9 protein-coding genes and 1 pseudogene are annotated in these 17,782 nt (G+C 64.3%); 3 read left to right on the top strand and 7 right to left on the bottom strand.

Features of this window, described 5'->3' with window-relative positions:
* Positions 1–93: 93 nt before the first annotated feature.
* Complete coding sequence (locus QRN07_RS07615; protein ID WP_285240736.1) at positions 94–570, bottom strand: GtrA family protein; 477 nt, start codon at positions 568–570, stop codon at positions 94–96.
* A gap of 74 nt (positions 571–644) precedes the next feature.
* Between QRN07_RS07615 and QRN07_RS07610 the strand changes: the two genes are divergently transcribed.
* On the top strand, positions 645–2,315 hold the full coding sequence (locus tag QRN07_RS07610) for a DUF2142 domain-containing protein (RefSeq protein WP_285240735.1): 1,671 nt from the start codon (positions 645–647) through the stop codon (positions 2,313–2,315).
* Here QRN07_RS07610 and QRN07_RS07605 read toward each other — a convergent pair.
* The 3 genes from QRN07_RS07605 to QRN07_RS07595 all read right to left on the bottom strand — a co-directional run bounded on the left by QRN07_RS07605 (position 2,225) and on the right by QRN07_RS07595 (position 6,097).
* Positions 2,225–4,216, bottom strand: coding sequence for a glycosyltransferase (locus QRN07_RS07605; RefSeq protein ID WP_285240734.1), 1,992 nt, complete (start codon positions 4,214–4,216; stop codon positions 2,225–2,227). The genes QRN07_RS07610 and QRN07_RS07605 overlap by 91 nt on opposite strands.
* Complete coding sequence (gene glf, locus QRN07_RS07600; RefSeq protein ID WP_050685607.1) at positions 4,213–5,400, bottom strand: UDP-galactopyranose mutase; 1,188 nt, start codon at positions 5,398–5,400, stop codon at positions 4,213–4,215. The genes QRN07_RS07605 and glf overlap by 4 nt, the downstream gene beginning before the upstream one ends.
* A 112-nt stretch (positions 5,401–5,512) precedes the next feature.
* Positions 5,513–6,097 carry an acyltransferase gene (locus QRN07_RS07595; protein WP_285240733.1) on the bottom strand — a complete coding sequence of 195 codons (585 nt, stop codon included), beginning with the start codon at positions 6,095–6,097 and terminating at the stop codon, positions 5,513–5,515.
* Between the two features lie 179 nt (positions 6,098–6,276).
* Here QRN07_RS07595 and QRN07_RS07590 point away from each other — a divergent pair.
* Positions 6,277–8,496, top strand: a pseudogene (locus QRN07_RS07590) (FtsK/SpoIIIE domain-containing protein); the annotation flags it as partial.
* A gap of 1,806 nt (positions 8,497–10,302) precedes the next feature.
* Here QRN07_RS07590 and QRN07_RS07585 read toward each other — a convergent pair.
* Entirely contained in the window at positions 10,303–10,791 is a 489-nt protein-coding gene (locus QRN07_RS07585; RefSeq protein WP_442854152.1) for a hypothetical protein, read from the bottom strand.
* Positions 10,792–11,021: 230 nt separating this feature from the next.
* On the opposite strand from QRN07_RS07585, the gene QRN07_RS07580 reads away from it, so the two are divergent.
* Entirely contained in the window at positions 11,022–11,270 is a 249-nt protein-coding gene (locus QRN07_RS07580) for a WhiB family transcriptional regulator (RefSeq protein ID WP_015937605.1), read from the top strand.
* Between the two features lie 113 nt (positions 11,271–11,383).
* On the opposite strand, the gene QRN07_RS07575 is transcribed toward QRN07_RS07580, so the two are convergent.
* Together QRN07_RS07575 and QRN07_RS07570 are read right to left on the bottom strand one after the other, a co-directional pair.
* Entirely contained in the window at positions 11,384–12,850 is a 1,467-nt protein-coding gene (locus QRN07_RS07575; RefSeq protein WP_050685605.1) for a sensor histidine kinase, read from the bottom strand.
* A 27-nt stretch (positions 12,851–12,877) separates the two neighbouring features.
* Complete coding sequence (locus QRN07_RS07570) at positions 12,878–17,731, bottom strand: NAD-glutamate dehydrogenase (protein ID WP_285240732.1); 4,854 nt, start codon at positions 17,729–17,731, stop codon at positions 12,878–12,880.
* Between the last annotated feature and the right edge of the window lie 51 nt (positions 17,732–17,782).

Genomic DNA, 17,782 nt, shown 5'->3' with positions numbered 1-17,782 from the left:
AACGACGAAGTCCCCATCCCTTCCGGGACGGGGACTTTGTCGTGTCGGCACAACCCATGCAAGCCAGAGGGCACAACCGGCCCGTTGGATAGTTCAGGAACTGCTGTACTCTTCGGTAACGCGCTTGAAAATCCAGTGCCGGTAGAGGAAGTAATTCCAAACTGTCGTCAGCGCTGTTGCCGATGCCTTTCCAAAAATATATGACCAGCCCGCCGCGTCAAAGCCGGTGACAATCAAATCGCTGACCAAGACATTAACGATCACCAGCAGCACGTATTTTGCAGCGCTGACGCTTCCATTGTTATTCGCCCGGAAGGTGAAAATCCGCTGCAACAGAAAATTGAATACCAGGCTGATGAGGAATGCGATGGGCGTGGCAATCCACAGCGGCACCCCGAATACCTCATGGAATATCGCCAAAAGCCCCAGGTCAAGCGCAAAAGACAACCCGCCCACCAGCAGGAACCGGACTATCGGATGCCGGTAAAGGACCACCGCAAGGTTTGACGGGGCAGGGTCTGCTGCGGTCGCCGCTGAGGCGGACGACTCCCTGGGAGCAGATTTTCGCATGATGGGTGGCCTCTCCAGTGGTACGGAGTGTTCAGCCAGCGAACGGCACAGCTCCAAGTACCATTTAAACTATCATGCAGATTTTCAAGAGGCAGGCTCTGGCGCCCAAAAACAGTCGTTCATCCAGCCTCAACCAGCTACCTTCCCCGGTCCGCGTCCTGGTCGCCGCTTGGTTGCTGTTTGGCTGCCTGGGGTCGATCTGGAGCTTCGCTTCTCCCCTTATGTCGGTCCCCGACGAGCCCGCCCACGCCATCAAAGCCGCAGCCGTTGCGAGGGGACAATTCAGCGGCAGCAGCTCCGGCGTTCAGGGTGAGCCGCTCACCGTTAATGTCCCGGGCTACATTGCGCACCTTGGCGAGTACAGCTGCTTTGCCCAAAAGTCGGATGTCACCCCGGACTGCTCACAGCAAATTGATGCCGGCGACAGGACCTGGATTCCGGCCAAGACGTCGGCCGGCAATTACAATCCTGTTTACTATGCAATTGTTGGCCTCGGCAGCCGGGGCCTCAGCGGCGAGCCGGCCATTTATGCGATGCGGCTTATCAACACCTGGCTTGTTTCATTTTTTCTTGCGTCAATCTTTTGTGCGGCTGCTTCCCTTCGCCGCTTTCAAAGGCCTGTTATTGCCGGCGCCATCGCCCTGACGCCGTCCGTATTTTTCCTCACCGGCGCCATTAATCCCAACGCCCTGGAAATCGCTGCATCAGGTGCGGTGTTCATGAGCCTCTGCGCCATCCTTGAACAGTCCGCCCGTAAAACAAAAATCAGCAGCCTGTTGCTTGTCATTTTTGCGCTGGCTGGTGCGCTACTGGCCCATACCCGGCCCCTTTCCCTGCTCTGGCTTGCCATTGCCGCCCTTTCCGCCATGCTCTGTCACAGCGCCCCTGCACTCTTCCGGGCGCTGCGGGACAGGCGGGCCCAGGCCGCCGTCCTGGCCGTAGGACTGTCATGCTCATTCGCACTTTGGTGGGTTGTTTCGGCAAAGAGCTTCGAAAGCCTCCTGGCCGGCAGTGAATCCATCCCGGCAGACGTGGCGGCTGTGGAAATGGTGGATAAAACAGTCGCCTTCATGGCCCAGTACGTGGGTGTCCTCGGTTGGCTCGACACACAACCGCCCGTCGCCGCCACCTACGCCTGGGTCCTCGGCTTCGGGGCCATGCTGCTTCTCGCCTATACGTCCCGTCCGGTCCGTGGGCGGTGCGCAATGGTGCTGCTCACGCTGACCGTGCTCGTGATTCCTGTTGTCCTGCAGGCAAGTTCCAGTGAGCAGCTGGGCTGGATCTGGCAGGGCCGGTACGCCTTGGCGATGGTTGTGACGATGATTCTGGCGGCCGGCGTCACCGTCCGCTTCCGCCCGTACAAAGTGACACCCTGGGGCTCGTCGCTGCTCCGGTGGAGCATCGTCCTCGCCATCCTGGCGCACACGTACGTTTTCCTTGAAGGAATGCGCCGTTACACGTTGGGGATCCAGGACCACGTCAACTGGACAGAGATGTTCGAGCCGCTCTGGCAGCCCCCGGGAACCTGGCAGGGCCTGACGGCCATGTACCTGCTGGTACTCGCTGTCAGCGGCCTTTGCCTGCACCGCTGGCTGACCATCCGGCCCAGCGCGCCCCGGCCGGCTGCAGCCGACCGGCAGCCGCGCCAGGACGGCTATTCAGAGCCAGCGGCCGACTTGCCTGCAGCATCAAAGGTTTTCCGCCAGGATTCCATGGATACGAGGTCCGGCAGGGCCGAGCGGTAGGTTTCTGCGAGGAAGTTCCAGTTCCTGAACAGCCTGGCATGCTGCACGGCGGAGAGCTTGAGCATGGCTTTCAGTTTGCGGGGATCGCGCTTGTACCAGGACGCAGCGGTGCCCTCGGCATTTGAAACAACCACCGAATCGAAATTCGCAATGCGGAACCAGCGGTTATCAAGGTGCGCAAGATAGGCCTGGGGACGCTCCAGTGACTCCGCTGAAGGCTGTTTGAGCAACTGCCGTGCCACCGTGGCCACACCCCATCTGACCATGTCCTTTTTCGCCGGCATCCTGCTGTCGGATCCCGCCGACAGTCCTGCCCCCAAGGCGGGCGCCGGAAAGTCGTCTACGTCCTCCACCATTTGTGCATCAGTGTAGGAATTGCGGGCCTCGTTGATGCGGGCCAGTTGGGTGCCAAGTGTCGGGTGCAGGCGGCCAGGTCCCTTGAGCAGGTCGTCCCGGCCTTGAAGGCGGTTTTGTGCCGTAAAGTACTGGAGCGAAACAAGGTGTTTCACATCTTCCTGGAACGACCTGGCAAGAACGTCCCCGCCCTTGGGATGCGGGCTGTGCAGGAGCGCAGTAATCAGTCTGTTGCGGTTGTGGAAGTAGGCCTGCCAGCCCACCAGGTCGTCCTTGTCCAGCCATGAAATGTGCCAGAGGGCCGCGCCGGGCAGCGAAACTGTGCGGTATCCGGCAGCCCGTGCGCGAAGCCCGTATTCCGAGTCGTCCCACTTGATGAAAAGCGGCAGCGGCAAGCCGATATCGCGGATGATCGACGTGGGGACCATACACATCCACCAGCCGTTGTAATCAACGTCGAAGCGCCGGTGGAGCCAAGGAGTCTGACGAAGGTTTGACACACTGAAGTCGTGCCGCATCTGCATGTCCTCGTGCGGCTGGCTCGGCGAGAAGGTCCGCGCGTCGATGGTCTCACCCATCGAATACAGGGTGCTCCGGCTGTAAAGGTCGAACATGTGCCCGCCCACGATCGTGGGTTTCTTGCAGCGGCCCGAGAATGCCATCATCCTCAGGATGCTTTCGGGCTCGATGACCACATCATCATCAAGCAGCAGGACATAGTCGCTGCCGTTGTTGACGCCCTCGTACATGCCCCTGGCGAAGCCGCCGGAGCCGCCCAGGTTGGCCTGGTTGATGATGCGAAGCTTGGATCCCAGCCGCGCAGCGACATCAGCGAAGCCTGGCTCGGCGACGACTTTCCGGGAGCCCTGATCGACAACAATGACTTCCCTTGCGAGTTCAAGCGCTTCGGGGTGGTCGGCCAGTGTCCGGATGTTGGCCAGGCAGAAGTCCGGCTTGTCCATGGTGGTGATTTGGATGGTGGCCTGCTCCCCGGCGCGAAGTGCCGGCGGTCCCTCCCAGCGGGCTTCCTTCAGGACAAGGTCCCCGGCGCCCGATGCCAGGTCGAACCAGTACCAGCCGCCATCACCGAACGGTTTGATGGACAGCAGGAACTCTGTCCGGCTGTCGCCGTCCACCCTCGCGCCGTCCACCCGCTGAACGGTGCCGCGGGCATTGGACTTGTAGACCGCGACGGAGCCGTGTCCTGCCGTCTCGACCACAAGCCGGATGTCGCGCAACGGGGTCCAGCGTCGCCAGTAGCTTGCAGGGAAGGCATTAAAATACGTTCCCAGGGAGAGCTGCTCGCCCGCCCGAACCCGGATGGAGTGGCGCGACAGCAGATCATCGAAATGAACGTCGCGTGAGCTTGAACCTACAAGGTGGAGTTTTTCCTCGACAGGCTTGGTGTTCCTGGCGAACTCATCGCTCTCCTTGAACCGTGCCCCGGTGGCCGGGCCGGCGTCCGCATAGAGCGACATGGTGTCCACCCCGGACTCCGGCGGGAAAATCACCCGCTGAAGGGTGGCCCAGCCCGGAGCTTCGTTCATGCGTCGACGCCTCCGCTTTCCAGCTTGGCGCCACTCTCGAAATGCGGCCGGATCTTGTTATCGAACATTGCCAGGGCAGAGCCGATGGCCATGTGCATGTCCAGGTATTTGTAGGTACCCAGGCGCCCGCCGAACAGGACGTCCTTTTCCGCCGCTGCAAGATCGCGGTACTTGAGCAGGCGGTCACGGTCCACCGGCGTGTTGATGGGGTAATAGGGTTCGTCGCCCTTTTCGGCCGCGCGTGAGAACTCGCGCATGATGACGGTTTTCTCAGTCTGGTACTCCCGCTCGGGGTGGAAGTGCCGTGGTTCGATGACGCGGGTGTAGGCAGTGTCGGCGTCGTTGTAGTTCACCACTGACGTGCCTTGGAAATCGCCGACGTCGAGGACTTCCTCTTCGAAGTCGATGGTCCGCCAGGAAAGGTCGCCCTCTGAGAAATCGAAGTAGCGGTCGACAGGCCCGGTGTAGATGACGGGTATGGTGCCAACCACCTTTTCCTTGCTGTACTCGTGGCTTTCGTCGAAGAAGTCGGTGTTGAGCCTGACCTCGATATTCGGGTGTTCTGCCATTTTTTCGATCCAGGCCGTGTAACCGTTGGTGGGCAGGCCCTCATACTTGTCGTTGAAGTACCGGTTGTCATAGTTGTAGCGCACCGGGAGCCGGGAAATGATGCCGGCCGGCAGGTCCTTGGGGTCCGTCTGCCACTGTTTACCGGTGTAGTGCTTGATGAAGGCCTCATATAGGGGCCGGCCGATCAGCTGGATTCCCTTGTCATTGAGGTTCTGCGGATCGGTTCCCGCCAGTTCGCCTGCCTGTTCCTGAATCAGGTCCTTGGCCTGGCCCGGGGTGAGGTTGGCCCGGAAGAACTGGTTGATGGTGGCCAGGTTGATGGGGAGTGAGTAGACCTCGCCCTTGTGGACGCCGTAAACCTTGTGCACATAGTTTGTGAAAGTGGTGAAGCGGTTGACGTACTCCCAGACCCGCTCATTTGAGGTGTGGAAGAGATGCGCGCCGTAGCGGTGGATCTCAATTCCCGTCTGCTCTTCTTTTTCACTGTATGCGTTTCCACCAATGTGGTGGCGGCGGTCGAGGACAACGACCTTGAGCCCGAGCTCCGTTGCGGCTTGCTCTGCAATTGTCAGGCCAAAAAAGCCGGACCCTACGATAACGAGGTCAGCGGTCACAAAATCTCCTGGATAGAAAGCGGGCAGCACCCTGTTGTGCAGGGTCTGCGGCTCTAGCGTACCTGAGGGGGTATAAAGCCAACCAATATCGGCGGCACGCACGGCGCCGCGATCAGGCCTCCCGCAGGGTCCCGTCCTGTTCCCGGTAATGCGCTCCGGTGATCGGGCAAACCCAGTCCTGTCCCTCCAGCCGCAGCGGCTGCCCGGCTTTCCCTACCCACCCGATCCGGTGTGCCGGGACCCCTGCGACCAAGGCAAAGTCCGGCACATCTTTGGTGACAACGGCGCCTGCTGCCACAGTGGCCCACGCCCCGATGGTCACCGGGGCAATGCAGACGGCGCGGGCACCCACAGCGGCGCCTTCCAGGATGGTGACGCCGACCTTGTGCCAGTCGTCCTCAGTCTTCAGGCCGCCGTCGGGGTTTACTGCGCGGGGGAAAACATCATTTGTCAGCACAACTGCCGGGCCGATGAAAACACCGGCCGCCAGCACTGCCGGTTCGTAGACCAGGGCGTAGTTCTGGACCTTGCAGTTATTGCCCAGCACCACTCCGGGGCCGATGTAGGCCCCCCGGCCCACAACGCAGTTCTCCCCCACACGTGCAGCCTCCCGGACCTGGGCCAGATGCCAGACTTTTGTCCCGGCACCGATCAGGGCATCCGCGGAGACGTCTGCGCTGGCGGCTACGGTGCTCACGGGAGGCGCCTGCTTTCCAAACGGACGGAGGTGATGGTGTAGCGATCCTAACCGAGGCGGATGCCACCGGCGAGACCGGACGCCCGCTGACATCCGCACTTTTCCACATGGAAACCCGCAGCCGCGACGGCGGGAAGCCTGCTGGCTAGCGTGGTGGCAACGAGGTAAGGACCACAACCATGACACTGCATTTCACCCTGGTGGGCCGCCCCGGCTCAGCGGTGCCAACGGAACCGTTGGAGCTGACCGTTGCAGCCCCTTCGGGGACTCCCGGCAGTGACCTGCTCCCAGTCCTCGCGGCGTCCTATGCCGTGGCCGGGGTGACGGTGGCGGGACAGGACCTGGGCTCCCTGGCCGTTGGAACGCCACCCCTGGTCAATGGGGCGGTGCTCGTGGCCTGCGGAGCAAGGTACCCCACGGACCGCCAGCAGGGCCGGGGTCCCCAACGGCCCGGCAGCCATGGCCTGCCACCGGCGTCACTGACACTCGCAGTGCACAGCGGACCCGGCGCCGGCACCCTGATACCCCTGCGGCGGGGAACCTACACCATCGGCCGCGACCATGCGCGGATCTCCATCCCGGACCCTGACCTTTCCCGCGAACATGCCCGGCTGGTTGTCACGGACACAGACATCGTTCTTGTCGACCTGGACAGTGCCAACGGCACCGAGGTTGACGGTGTGCAGGTCAACCGGGCGACGGTGTCCACCGCGTCGGGCATCCGGTGCGGCAACACCACCATGTCCCTCGTTTTCGTCGATGTGCCACAGGCGCCGCTGTCGGATGCGGGGCTTTCCGTGCAAATGCCCTTGGTGGTCCCCGGCCGGAGCGAACCGTTCAGCAGGGCCCTGCTGCTGCCTGCCCTCCTGCCACTTGTGGTGGGGGTCGGCCTCTCGGCTTTCACCGGGATGTGGCTGTTTTTGGCGTTTTCTGCTGTGTCCGCGGTCTCCGTCGCCCTTCCGGTGGCAGCTTCCCGCCGCTACAGGCGCGAACTTTCTGCGGCCGTCCGGTCGGCCGTGGAACAGGACCGGCAGCGGCGGGTGCAGTCCGCTCCGGCCCTGTCCCTGCTGGCACTGGCAGCGCGGCAGGCTGCCGGGACCTCTGACGATCCGCCGCCGGACGGCCTGTGGCTCCGGCTGGGCCTGGCCCGGCGGCCGGCAAATGTCCTGATCGAACCGCCTGTTCCCGGAGCCCGCATCCCGTCAGCGGGGACTGTCCCCGTGTCCCTGGACCCGGGTATCCGGCATGCAACCATCCGCGGGCCCGGAGACCTCGTCCTGGGGATGTGCCGGTCGTTCCTGATGCAACTGACGGGGTACCCGCGGGGCCGCAATGCCCGGGTGCTTGTCCACGGTCCCGCTTCGCTGCTGCCCCTGGCCGCGCGGTATCTGCCACAGGTGGCCCTGACCGCCACCACGCCTGCATGCCTGGATGCGTTGTCCCGGAATGGCGGCGCCGGCGTTTTCCTGGTCCTTGGTTCACCGGCAGACCCAGCCGGAGACAGCACCGGAGATGGACTGCCTGGTGAGGCTCTGCGCCGGGGCTGGCGCGTCCTGCAGTTCTTTCCGGCAGGAGGCCCGGACGATTCCACTGTGATCCTCTCCGGGCGGGGATCCACCGTGCAGTCAGGCCCGCGGCGGCTGCAATTTGTCCCGGACCTGGCCTCAGAGTCTGTTTTCAGCCGCTTCTGCCGTCAGTCAGCAGTGGCTCCGATGCGTCCGGATCCGGGCACGCAGCCAACACCGGCGGCCTGCCCACTCAGTGCGCTGGTTCCGACCTCTGCCGGCCAAACGGCCTTCCGCTGGAAATCCGGTGCCGGGCAGGCCGGGCTTCCAGTTCCGCTGGGGCTGGGACCGGAAGGGTCGTGCGGGTTTGACCTGGAAGCGGACGGCCCCCACCTGTTGGTGGCCGGGACCACGGGATCAGGCAAGTCGGAGCTGCTGCGGACGCTGGCCCTGGCGTTGGCCCTCACGTATCCGCCGGATCGGGTCACTTTTCTTTTTATTGATTTCAAGGGCGGATCCGGCCTGGGTCCCCTGGCCGGGCTGGTTCACTGCGTGGGTCTGCTGACCGACCTCTCGAGCCACGAACTGGATCGGACGCTGGCCTCCCTGCGTGCCGAAGTCCGGTTCCGTGAGCGGGTCCTCGCCGCTGCGGGCGTCCCGGACCTCGGCGCCTTCCTGCCCGCACCGGGGGATCCGCCGCTCCCCCACCTGGTGATTATCATCGACGAGTTCCGGATGCTGGTCGACGATGCACCCGAGGTACTCCGTGAACTGATGCGGATCGCTGCCGTTGGCAGGTCGCTGGGCCTGCACCTGGTGATGGCCACCCAGCGGCCCCAGGGTGCGCTCACCGCGGACATCCGGGCCAATGTCACGTCCAGCATCGCCCTTCGTGTCCAGTCGGAGATGGAATCGATGGAGATCATCAGATCCCCGGCGGCCGCCGCCATCGGCATCGGCTTACCGGGCCGGGCATTCCTGGCCCGGGGCAGCGAATGTATCCAGGAGTTTCAAACCGCAACCAGCGCTACGGGTCGGGCAACGCCGCCGTTATGGGTGCGGCGGGCGGTGGATCAGTTGGAACATCCCGGCGCCGGCTTAGGTGAACCTGACGCTGCGCCCACCCCTGCCCGCGCAGCAGCTCCACTGGTGGCCCTGGTCAGGGACCTGTGGGCCAGCTGGAACGGGGCGCCCCCAAGGCGGCCGGTAGCAGCGCCATTGCCGTTGTTGGTCCAGGAGCCCGTAATCGACAATCAGCGGCCTGTCGGCCCGCCGTGGCGTGGCGGCCGGGAACCTGCAGGCGCCGGATCCGAATCCGGCGTGCAGTCCCGGCCCGTTGGCCTGGGACTGTTGGACCTGCCGGCGGAACAGCAGGTCATTCCTTTGGTGTGGGATCCGGCCCTGGACAGCCATCTGGCCCTGCTGGGCGGAGCCGGTTCCGGAGCGTTGGATGCGTTGGAACTTGCAGCGATAGGGCTTGCCTCGCACCCTCAGGAGAGCCACCTGTACTACCTCGACGCCGTTGGCGCCTTCCGCCACCGGGCCGGCGATCACCGGACGGGTGCCCACGCCGGCCTGCATGAGGCACGCCATGCCGTCCGGGTCCTCGAGTTGCTGCACCAGGAGATGGCCCACAGGCTCGGCGGAGAAGAATCCGGCACGCCACTGGTGTTGGTCATTACCGGCTGGGGATCCTGGGTTTCGGCGTTCCGTGCCGGTCCGCTGGCGTGGGCCGAAGAGCTGGTTCACGACCTGGTCCGGGATGGCTCGCAGGCAGCGATCACCATCATTGTTTCCGGCGGCCGGGAACTGGTGACTGCAAGGTTTTTCGGGGCGCTGCCCAACAGGCTGTTTTTCCCTGCCGGTTCCACGGAGGAAGGCCGCCTGGCCTGGCCGCGACTGCCCGCCGTCGCGGCCGCCAGGGGGCGGGCTGTGGCTTTCGGGCCCGTGGCCGGCAGCAACGCTGCGGTATGCCAGGTATTTGTTGGGTCGCCCGGAACGCCGGTGGCGCCACAGGTCGAACGGCGTCCCTTCAAGGTGGAACCGTTGCCTGCCGTGGTGACGGTCAGTCAGGTTCGGACCCGGTTTCCTGGGCCGCACCCGTACGCTGCAGCTGCCGGCACGGCGGCCGCAGGCCCATCACTGGTGTTTGGAATCGGCGGCGACGAACTGGCTCCCGCTTCTCTGCCGCTCCCGCCCGGCGGCGTGCTGGCGGTATTGGGCGGGCAGGGAAGCGGCAAGTCAGCGGTCCTGGCTGCCATCCAGGCACTGAATCCGGCCCCGGACCGGTGGTTGCAGCTGGCCGCTGATGCCGACGCAACTCCAAGGCTCCAGCGCGCCCTGGCGGAGGCGGGCACGGGCAGGCTCCCCCGCAGTACCGTGCTGTTGGCCGATGACGCAGACCTGCTGCCGGCCGCTGCGCTGGCGGATCTGACAGCCTTGCACACCCTGGGCTACGCAGTGGTTTTTACGGCCCGGTTCAGCCCCCTGCTGATGCACCGGTTTCCGCTCGCCACGGACGTCCGGGCCGCTGGAACCGCGTTGCTGTTGTCGCCGCGGAGCCTGGCGGACGGGGATCTTTTGGGAATCCGTTTCGAACTCGAGGACAGGCCCCCGCCAGGACGGGCGGTCCTGGTGTCCAACGGACGTTCCCGCCCTGTGCAGGTGGCCTGGGCAGGACCGTCAGGACCAGCAGGACCGTCAGAGGGTGGGCGCCGGGTTCCCGGTCCGGGTCGCGAAGCCAATGACTTTGCTGCTGAAAAGGAGCAAGGTGGCGATGATCGCCGGGATAACCATCAACAGGCCGGGGATCACTACCCCACCACTGATGCTCGGAAATCCGATGACCAGGACAAATAGCTGTGCTACCAGGGCGGCGGCCCGGGTCCAGCGGTAGCCGCGGCTCAGGAAAACCGCCGTGGCGTAAAGCCATGCCGAAAAAGCCAGCATCAGCCCCAGCGTGAACACGGCTCCCCAGAAAGAAAGCACGGGGCTGCCGGAGAACAGTTGGTAGCCGTACCAGGCTGCGGCCACCAGCAGTGCGGTGGCCTCGGCGGCCACGATACCGGCCACCACAAGGACAGCCCGGGGGCGGTGGAGGGTTATGTCTCCCACAGCGGAATCCGGGCGGCTGTCCGGTTCCTCCGCGGGGACGGCGGGCTCTGGTGGCGGTGCGGGGGGTCTTGACACACTGGCACCCTACCGGACATAGTCGGACAGTGGTGCGGGCCTGCCCCCACAGTGTGATGTATCGCTCAGCGTTCCCGGGATATCAAGCGTTATTACCCCTTGTTTACACAGCGTTAACATGACAGGCTGGATTCAGATGACCAACGGGGCCCTGCCGGGCCCTTTTCCTTTGTAGCGCTTAGTGAATAATTTCACAAGAGCTTTTCCCAGAATTGGAGCGACTGATCAGCATGGATTGGCGTAACCGCGCAGCGTGCCTCGAAAAGGACCCGGAACTTTTTTTCCCCGTGGGAAACACGGGACCTGCCCTCCTGCAGATCGAGGAGGCCAAAAGCGTGTGTCGTCGCTGCCCGGTGGTGGACACCTGCCTGCAATGGGCCCTTGAGTCCGGCCAGGACGCCGGCGTGTGGGGCGGCATGAGTGAAGACGAGCGCCGTGCCCTTAAGCGCCGCGCAGCCAGGGCCCGCCGCGCCTCCTGATCCCGCGGGGCCTCGGTCCCCAACCATGGCTTTATCCGGAAGCCCCGGTGGCAACCTAACAAGGTTGCCACCGGGGCTTCTGCGTTCCCGCCGCCGCGGGTAACGCGAGGGGCTTATTTGCCTTCGAGGCTCAACAGGATCTGGACCGCGGTTCCGCCGCCGTCGCGGGGAAGCCACGCAATGCTGCCACCCAGCTCGCTGGTCACCAGGGTGCGCACAATCTGCAGTCCCAGTCCCTCAACGTGCGGCGTCTCGGGAAGTCCCACCCCGTCGTCGGCGATGGTCACCGTGATTTCTTCGCCGTTGTCCCCGTCCGTCCGGTCCGCAATCAGCCAAACCGTCCCAGCCTTGCCGGCCAGCCCATGTTCCACTGCGTTGGTTACGAGTTCGTTGATGACCAGGGCAAGCGGCGTTGCAAGATCGCTGGGCAGTTCCCCGAACGTTCCGGAGCGCTCGGTTTTGACCTGTTGGGATGGGGAGGCAACCTCCGCCGAGAGGCGGAATTGGCGGCCGATCAGTTCGTCGAAGTCGACGCTCTGCGTCAGGCCCTGGGACAGCGTCTCATGGACCAGGGCGATGGTGGCAACCCGGCGCATGGCCTGCTCCAGGCCCTGCTTCGCCTCATCGCTGACCATCCGCCGGGACTGCATCCGCAACAGCGCCGCCACGGTCTGCAGGTTGTTTTTGACCCGGTGGTGGATTTCCCGGATGGTGGCGTCCTTGGTGACAAGCTCCATTTCGCGGCGCCGCAACTCGGACACGTCGCGGCAAAGGACCAGGGCGCCGAACCGCTGCTGCTCATCGCGCAGCGGGATGGCCCGGAGGGACAGGCTTACGCCGCGGGACTCGATTTCGCTGCGCCAGGGCATCCTGCCCGTGACCACCAGGGGCAGGGTCTCGTCCACCATGCGCCGGTCCTTCAGCAGGCTCGCGGTCACCTCCGCCAGCGACCGGCCTTCCAGCGATTCGCCGTCACCCAGCCGCCGGAAAGCCGATACGCCGTTGGGACTGGCGTACTGAACGATGCCCTCGGCGTCGAGCCTGATCAGTCCGTCGCCAACGCGCGGCGCACCGCGGCGGGAGCCGGTAGGTGAGGCGAAATCAGGCCACAGGCCCAGCGTCCCCATCCGGAGCAGGTCATAGGCGCACTGGCGGTAGGTCAGCTCCAGGCGGGACGGCATGCGCGAGCTGGACAGGTCCATGTGCGTGGTGACGACGGCGAGGGTCCGCCCATTGCGCACCATTGGAACCGCTTCGACGCGCAACGCCATGTCGCTGCTCCAGTTGGTTTCGCTGGAACGCTCGATGGTGCGGCTGTGCCAGGCTTTGTCCACCAGGGGCTGCAGGTCAGACCGGATCCCCTCGCCCACGAAGTCCCCATGGAACACCGTGTGCGTGGTGGAGGGCCGGACGTGCGCCAAAGCGACATAGCCGTGGTCAGGGTGGGGGAACCAGAGTGCCAGGTCGGCGAACGCCAGGTCCGCCACCATCTGCCAGTCCCCCACCAGGAGGTGCAGCCACTCCGCATCCCCCGGCCCGAAATCAGCATGTTCCCTGATGGGGTCCGTAAAGATTGCCACTGCACCTCCAGTTGCGACGCCTGCTTATCAGCGTCGGACGATTGACCTCAAGAGCCTCAATGCTACCGACAGTGAAGCCATATCATCGGCCTCGAGCGAGTTGACCTCGTCGAACATGCTCTTTGCCCGGCCCAGCTGTTCGGCATTCTGTGTCTCCCAGTCCGTCAGCCGCGCTTCCGGTTTCCCACCCGCGGGGGTGGCGTCCAGCACCGCCGTCGTCATGTCCGAGACTGTGGAGTACAGGTCATCGCGCAAAGCTGCCCGGGCCAGGGCCTGCCACCGGTCCTGGCGCGGAAGGCTGCTGATCCGTTCCAGCAGCGAGTCCGCGTGGAAGCGGTTGAAGACCGTGTAGTAGACCGCGGCAATGTCCGCCACCGAATCTTCACGGAGCCTTGCGATCTTGGCGATGTCCAGCAGCACGAAGCTTTCGAACAGTTCGGCCCACCGCAGCGCGAGACCTTCGGGGAGGTCCCACTCGCGGGCTTTGTCCAGCCAACCGGAAACCCGGTCGCGGTCGCTGCCTTGGAGGTAGTCCAGCAGGTGTGCCCGCATGGGCTCCACGAGGGGCTTGAACTCGGCTATGACATCAGCGATGGACTGTGACACCCCGCCCTGGCTCAGCAGCCACCGGACGGCGCGGTCCAGGAGCCGCCGCACGTCGAGGTGCACGGCGCTCCAGTGCTCGGTTGGGAACGAGGCCGGCAGGCTGTTCAGTTCCGCCACCATGGCGTCCAGCCCGTAAACCTCACGGAGTGCTACGAAGGCCTTTGCTACGGCGACCTCGCTGGCCGACGTCTCCTCCATGACCCGGAACGCGAAGGTGATGCCGCCGAGGTTGATGATGTCGTTGGCTACAACCGTGGCGATGATTTCCCGGCGCAGGGGGTGTGTATCCAGTTCATCGTCGAAGCGTTCCCGCAGTTGCTGCGGGAAATAGGCCCGCAGGGTCTGCCGGAACCACGGATCATCCGCCAGGTCGCTCTCGCGCAGGGCGGAGGCGAGTTCGATCTTGGCGTACGCGGCCAGGACCGACAGCTCAGGTGAGGTCAGGCCCTGCCCCTGCTGCAGCCGTTCCCGCAGTGTTGCCGTCGTGGGAAGGGCCTCAAGGTCACGCTTAAGTTCAGCCCGCACCTCCAGCCAATCCATCAGCCGTTCGTAGCTGGGGCTCCACTCCGCCACCCGGGTGCGGTCGTTGAGCAGCAGGATGTTCTGGTCGATGTTGTCCTCGAGCACCAGGCGGCCAACTTCGTCCGTCATCGAGGCGAGGAATCCGGCCCGTTCTTCACGGGAAAGCTTCCCTGCGGCCACCATACGGTCCACGAAGATCTTGATGTTCACTTCATGGTCGGAGCAATCAACGCCGGCAGAGTTGTCGATCGCGTCGGTGTTCAGGATGACGCCCTGCAGGGCCGCCTCGATTCGGCCACGCTGGGTCATGCCCAGGTTTCCGCCTTCGCCCACCACCTTGACCCGCAGGTCCCCGCCGTCCACGCGGATGGCGTCGTTGGCTTTGTCGCCTACGGAGGCGTTGGTTTCGCCGGCCGCCTTAACGTAGGTGCCGATCCCGCCGTTGTAGAGCAGGTCTGCCGGCGCCAGGAGGATGGCGCGGAGGAGTTCCGGCGGGCTGAGTTCGGAGGTTGCGGCCGGAAGGCCCAGCGCTGTCCGGACTTCCGGGGAAAGCGGAATGGATTTTGCGTGGCGGGGGAAGACTCCGCCGCCGGCGCTGATGAGCGACTTGTCGTAGTCGTCCCAGGACGAGCGGGGCAGCTCAAAGAGCCGCTGCCGCTCAACGAACGACGATTCCTCATCCGGGGTGGGGTCCAGGAAGATATGGCGGTGGTCGAACGCCGCCAGGAGCCGGATATGGCGGGACAGCAGCATCCCGTTGCCAAAGACGTCCCCTGACATGTCGCCCACGCCCACCACTGTGAAGGGCTGGGACTGCGTGTCCAGGTCCAGCTCGCTGAAGTGGCGCTTGACGGATTCCCAGGCGCCGCGGGCCGTGATGCCCATGGCCTTATGGTCGTAGCCCACCGAACCACCGGAGGCGAAGGCGTCGCCGAGCCAGAATCCGTACTCGGCGGCCAGCCCGTTAGCGATATCGGAGAACGTGGCGGTTCCCTTGTCCGCAGCCACCACCAGGTAGGAATCGTCGTCGTCATGGCGGATGACGTCCGACGGCGGCACGAGCCTTTCGCTTTCGCCTTCGGTGACGAGGTTGTCGGTAAGGTCCAGCAGGCCACGGATGAAGGTTTTGTAGCTCTCCACACCTTCCGCCATCCACGCTGCACGGTCTGCTGCAGGGTCCGGCAGCTGCTTGGCGAAGAAACCACCCTTCGCGCCGGTGGGCACGATCACTGCATTTTTGACGGTTTGTGCCTTGACCAGGCCCAGCACCTCGGTGCGGAAATCCTCGCGGCGGTCAGACCAGCGCAGCCCGCCGCGGGCCACCTTGCCGAAGCGCAGGTGGACGCCTTCCACCCGGGGTGAGTAAACCCAGATCTCGAACATGGGCCGCGGGAAGGGCAGGCCTTCGATCTGCGAAGGGTCAAGCTTGAAGCTGAGGTGCGGCTTGTGCTGGAAGTAGTTGGTGCGGAGCGTGGCCTCGATGAGGTTAACGAAGGTGCGGAGCACCCTGTCGGCGTCGAGCGTTGCCACCTTCTCGATGGAGGCTGACAGGTCCTGCCGCACGGCGTCCTGCGCTTCGGTGCGCTTGTTGTTCCCGCCTGCCGGATCAAACCTGGCCGCGAACAGGTTCAGGAGCCCGTGGGTCACGTCTGGATTGGCCAGCAGGGTGTCGGCCATAAAACCGAACGAACTGGTGTTGCCCATCTGGCGCATGTAACGGGCGTAGGCGCGGAGCACCGTCACCTGGCGCCAATGGACACCTTCGCGCAGGACCAGCCTGTCGAAGCTGTCCGTTTCAGTGGCCCCGCCAACAGCGGCGCCGAAGGAGTCTGCCAGCAGCTCCCCTGTGGCCAGCGGATCCACACCGGCGGGGTATTTCAGGCCAAGGTCGTACAGGAAGAAGTCGCGGTTATCGGCAGTTTCAATTTCGAAGGGCCGCTCGTCGAGGACTTCAAGGCCCAGGTTGTGGAAGAAGGGCAGGATTTGGCTCAGGCTCTTGGGCTCGAGCATGTAGAGCTTTACGCGGGCGTCTTCTTCCAGGGTTGCCCCGGCACCCTCAGGCAGGTACACGTGGACACCTGGCCGTTCCTGCCGGGCACCCTCAATGCGTTCGGCTGCGGCGCCGTACTTTTCAAAACGGCGGATGTCTTCAAGGGCATCCTCCACCTCGTAGTCCACCCGGTACCCTGCCGGGAACGCCTCGGACCAGATGGCTGCGAGCATCTTGGCATCGTCCACATCAGGGGTTTCCCGCAGGACCTCCGCGACGCCTTCACTCCACGAACGGGCAGCACGGACCAGCCGCTTCTCCAGCTCCTCGGCGTTGATGTCCACCACATCGGCGTCCTTCGGCAGGCGGATGCGGAAGAAAAGCCGGGCCAGCGCGGACTCCGTCATCCGGGCCTCGTAGTCGATGGACACGGCCTGGAACGTTTCCCGCAGTTCCTGCTCGATGCGGAGCCTCACGTTGGTGGTGTACCGGTCCCTGGGGAGGTAGACCAGGGCCGACATGAACCGGCCGTAGATGTCGGGCCGCAGGAAGAGCCGCGTACGGCGCCGCTCCTGCAGTTTCTGGATGCCCAGCGCCGTGGCTGCAAGGTCCTCGGCCTCGATCTGGAACAGTTCGTCCCGCGGGTAGGTCTCCAGGATGCCCAGCAGGTCCTTGCCGGAGTGGGAGTCGGCGGGGAACCCCGCGCTACGGAGGACAGCGTCGACTTTTTCCCGGACGATGGGGATATCCAATACTGAACCGGCATACGCGCTGGTCGCGAACAAGCCAATGAACCGGCGTTCGCCATTGACGTTGCCCGCGGCGTCGAAGCTTTTGACGCCGATGTAGTCCAGGTATGCGGAGCGGTGGACGGTGGAGCGGGAGTTTGCCTTGGTGATCACCAGGGCCCGCTTCTCGCGGGCCTTCTTCCGCCCGGCGTCGGTGAGGTGCTGGACGTGTGGGGAGTCGGCTGAATCCCGAAGCAGGCCCAGCCCGCTGTCGTCACGCAGTTCGAGCACGTCCTCGCCCGCAACGTCCACCAAATCGTATTCGCGGTAGCCGAGGAAAGTGAAGTTGCCGTTATCCAGCCAGCGCAGAAGGTCCTGGGCCTGGCGGAGCTCAACGATCTGGGAGGGGTTGGCCACCTGGTCCAGGCTGTCGGCGATGCGCAGGGCCTTCTGGCGCATCTTGGGCCAGTCCTCCACCGAGGCGCGGACATCATTCAGGACCCGCCGAAGGCCCGTAAACAGCGCCTCCTTCGCATCCTCGGGAATGCGGTTGATTTCGACGGCGATCCAGGACTCCATGTGCGAAGCGTTCTCGCCCGTAGCGATCAGGTGGGACAGGCTGGGCATCGCCGCGGTGTCGCCGCTGGAGATGCCGAGGGAGGCGGGCACCTTGTTGACCCTCGCGAGCTCGCCGCTCTCCCGGTTGCGGGTGGCAACAAACAGCGGGTGGATGACGAGTTTAATGGCTGCATGCTGCCGGACAATCTCGGCATTGACGGAATCCACCAGGAACGGCATGTCATCCGTGACGACAAAAACCACGCTGCTGTCTTCTTCGTCGGAGATTGAGACGATGGCCTGGCCCGGAAGCCGCTTGGCCCCCACTCCGCGATGGTGCTGTGCCCTGGCCGCGAGCGTTTCGCCGGCATAGCCACGGGCGTCCTCCTCGGCAAGGTGTTGGTAGTAGTCCCCAAGGAAGCCTTCAAGGCCTTCCGTGGAAAGGGGCTGATCCTCCACGCTGGATCCAGACGACATCGACACACGCCTCCATCACAAGATTTTTACTGCACCGTTGCAGCTCTTATG

This window comes from Pseudarthrobacter sp. MEB009, assembly GCF_030208875.1.
GTDB lineage: Bacteria > Actinomycetota > Actinomycetes > Actinomycetales > Micrococcaceae > Arthrobacter.
The sequence above is the reverse complement of the archived record's forward strand: the minus strand, read 5'-3'. Positions and strand labels throughout refer to the sequence as shown.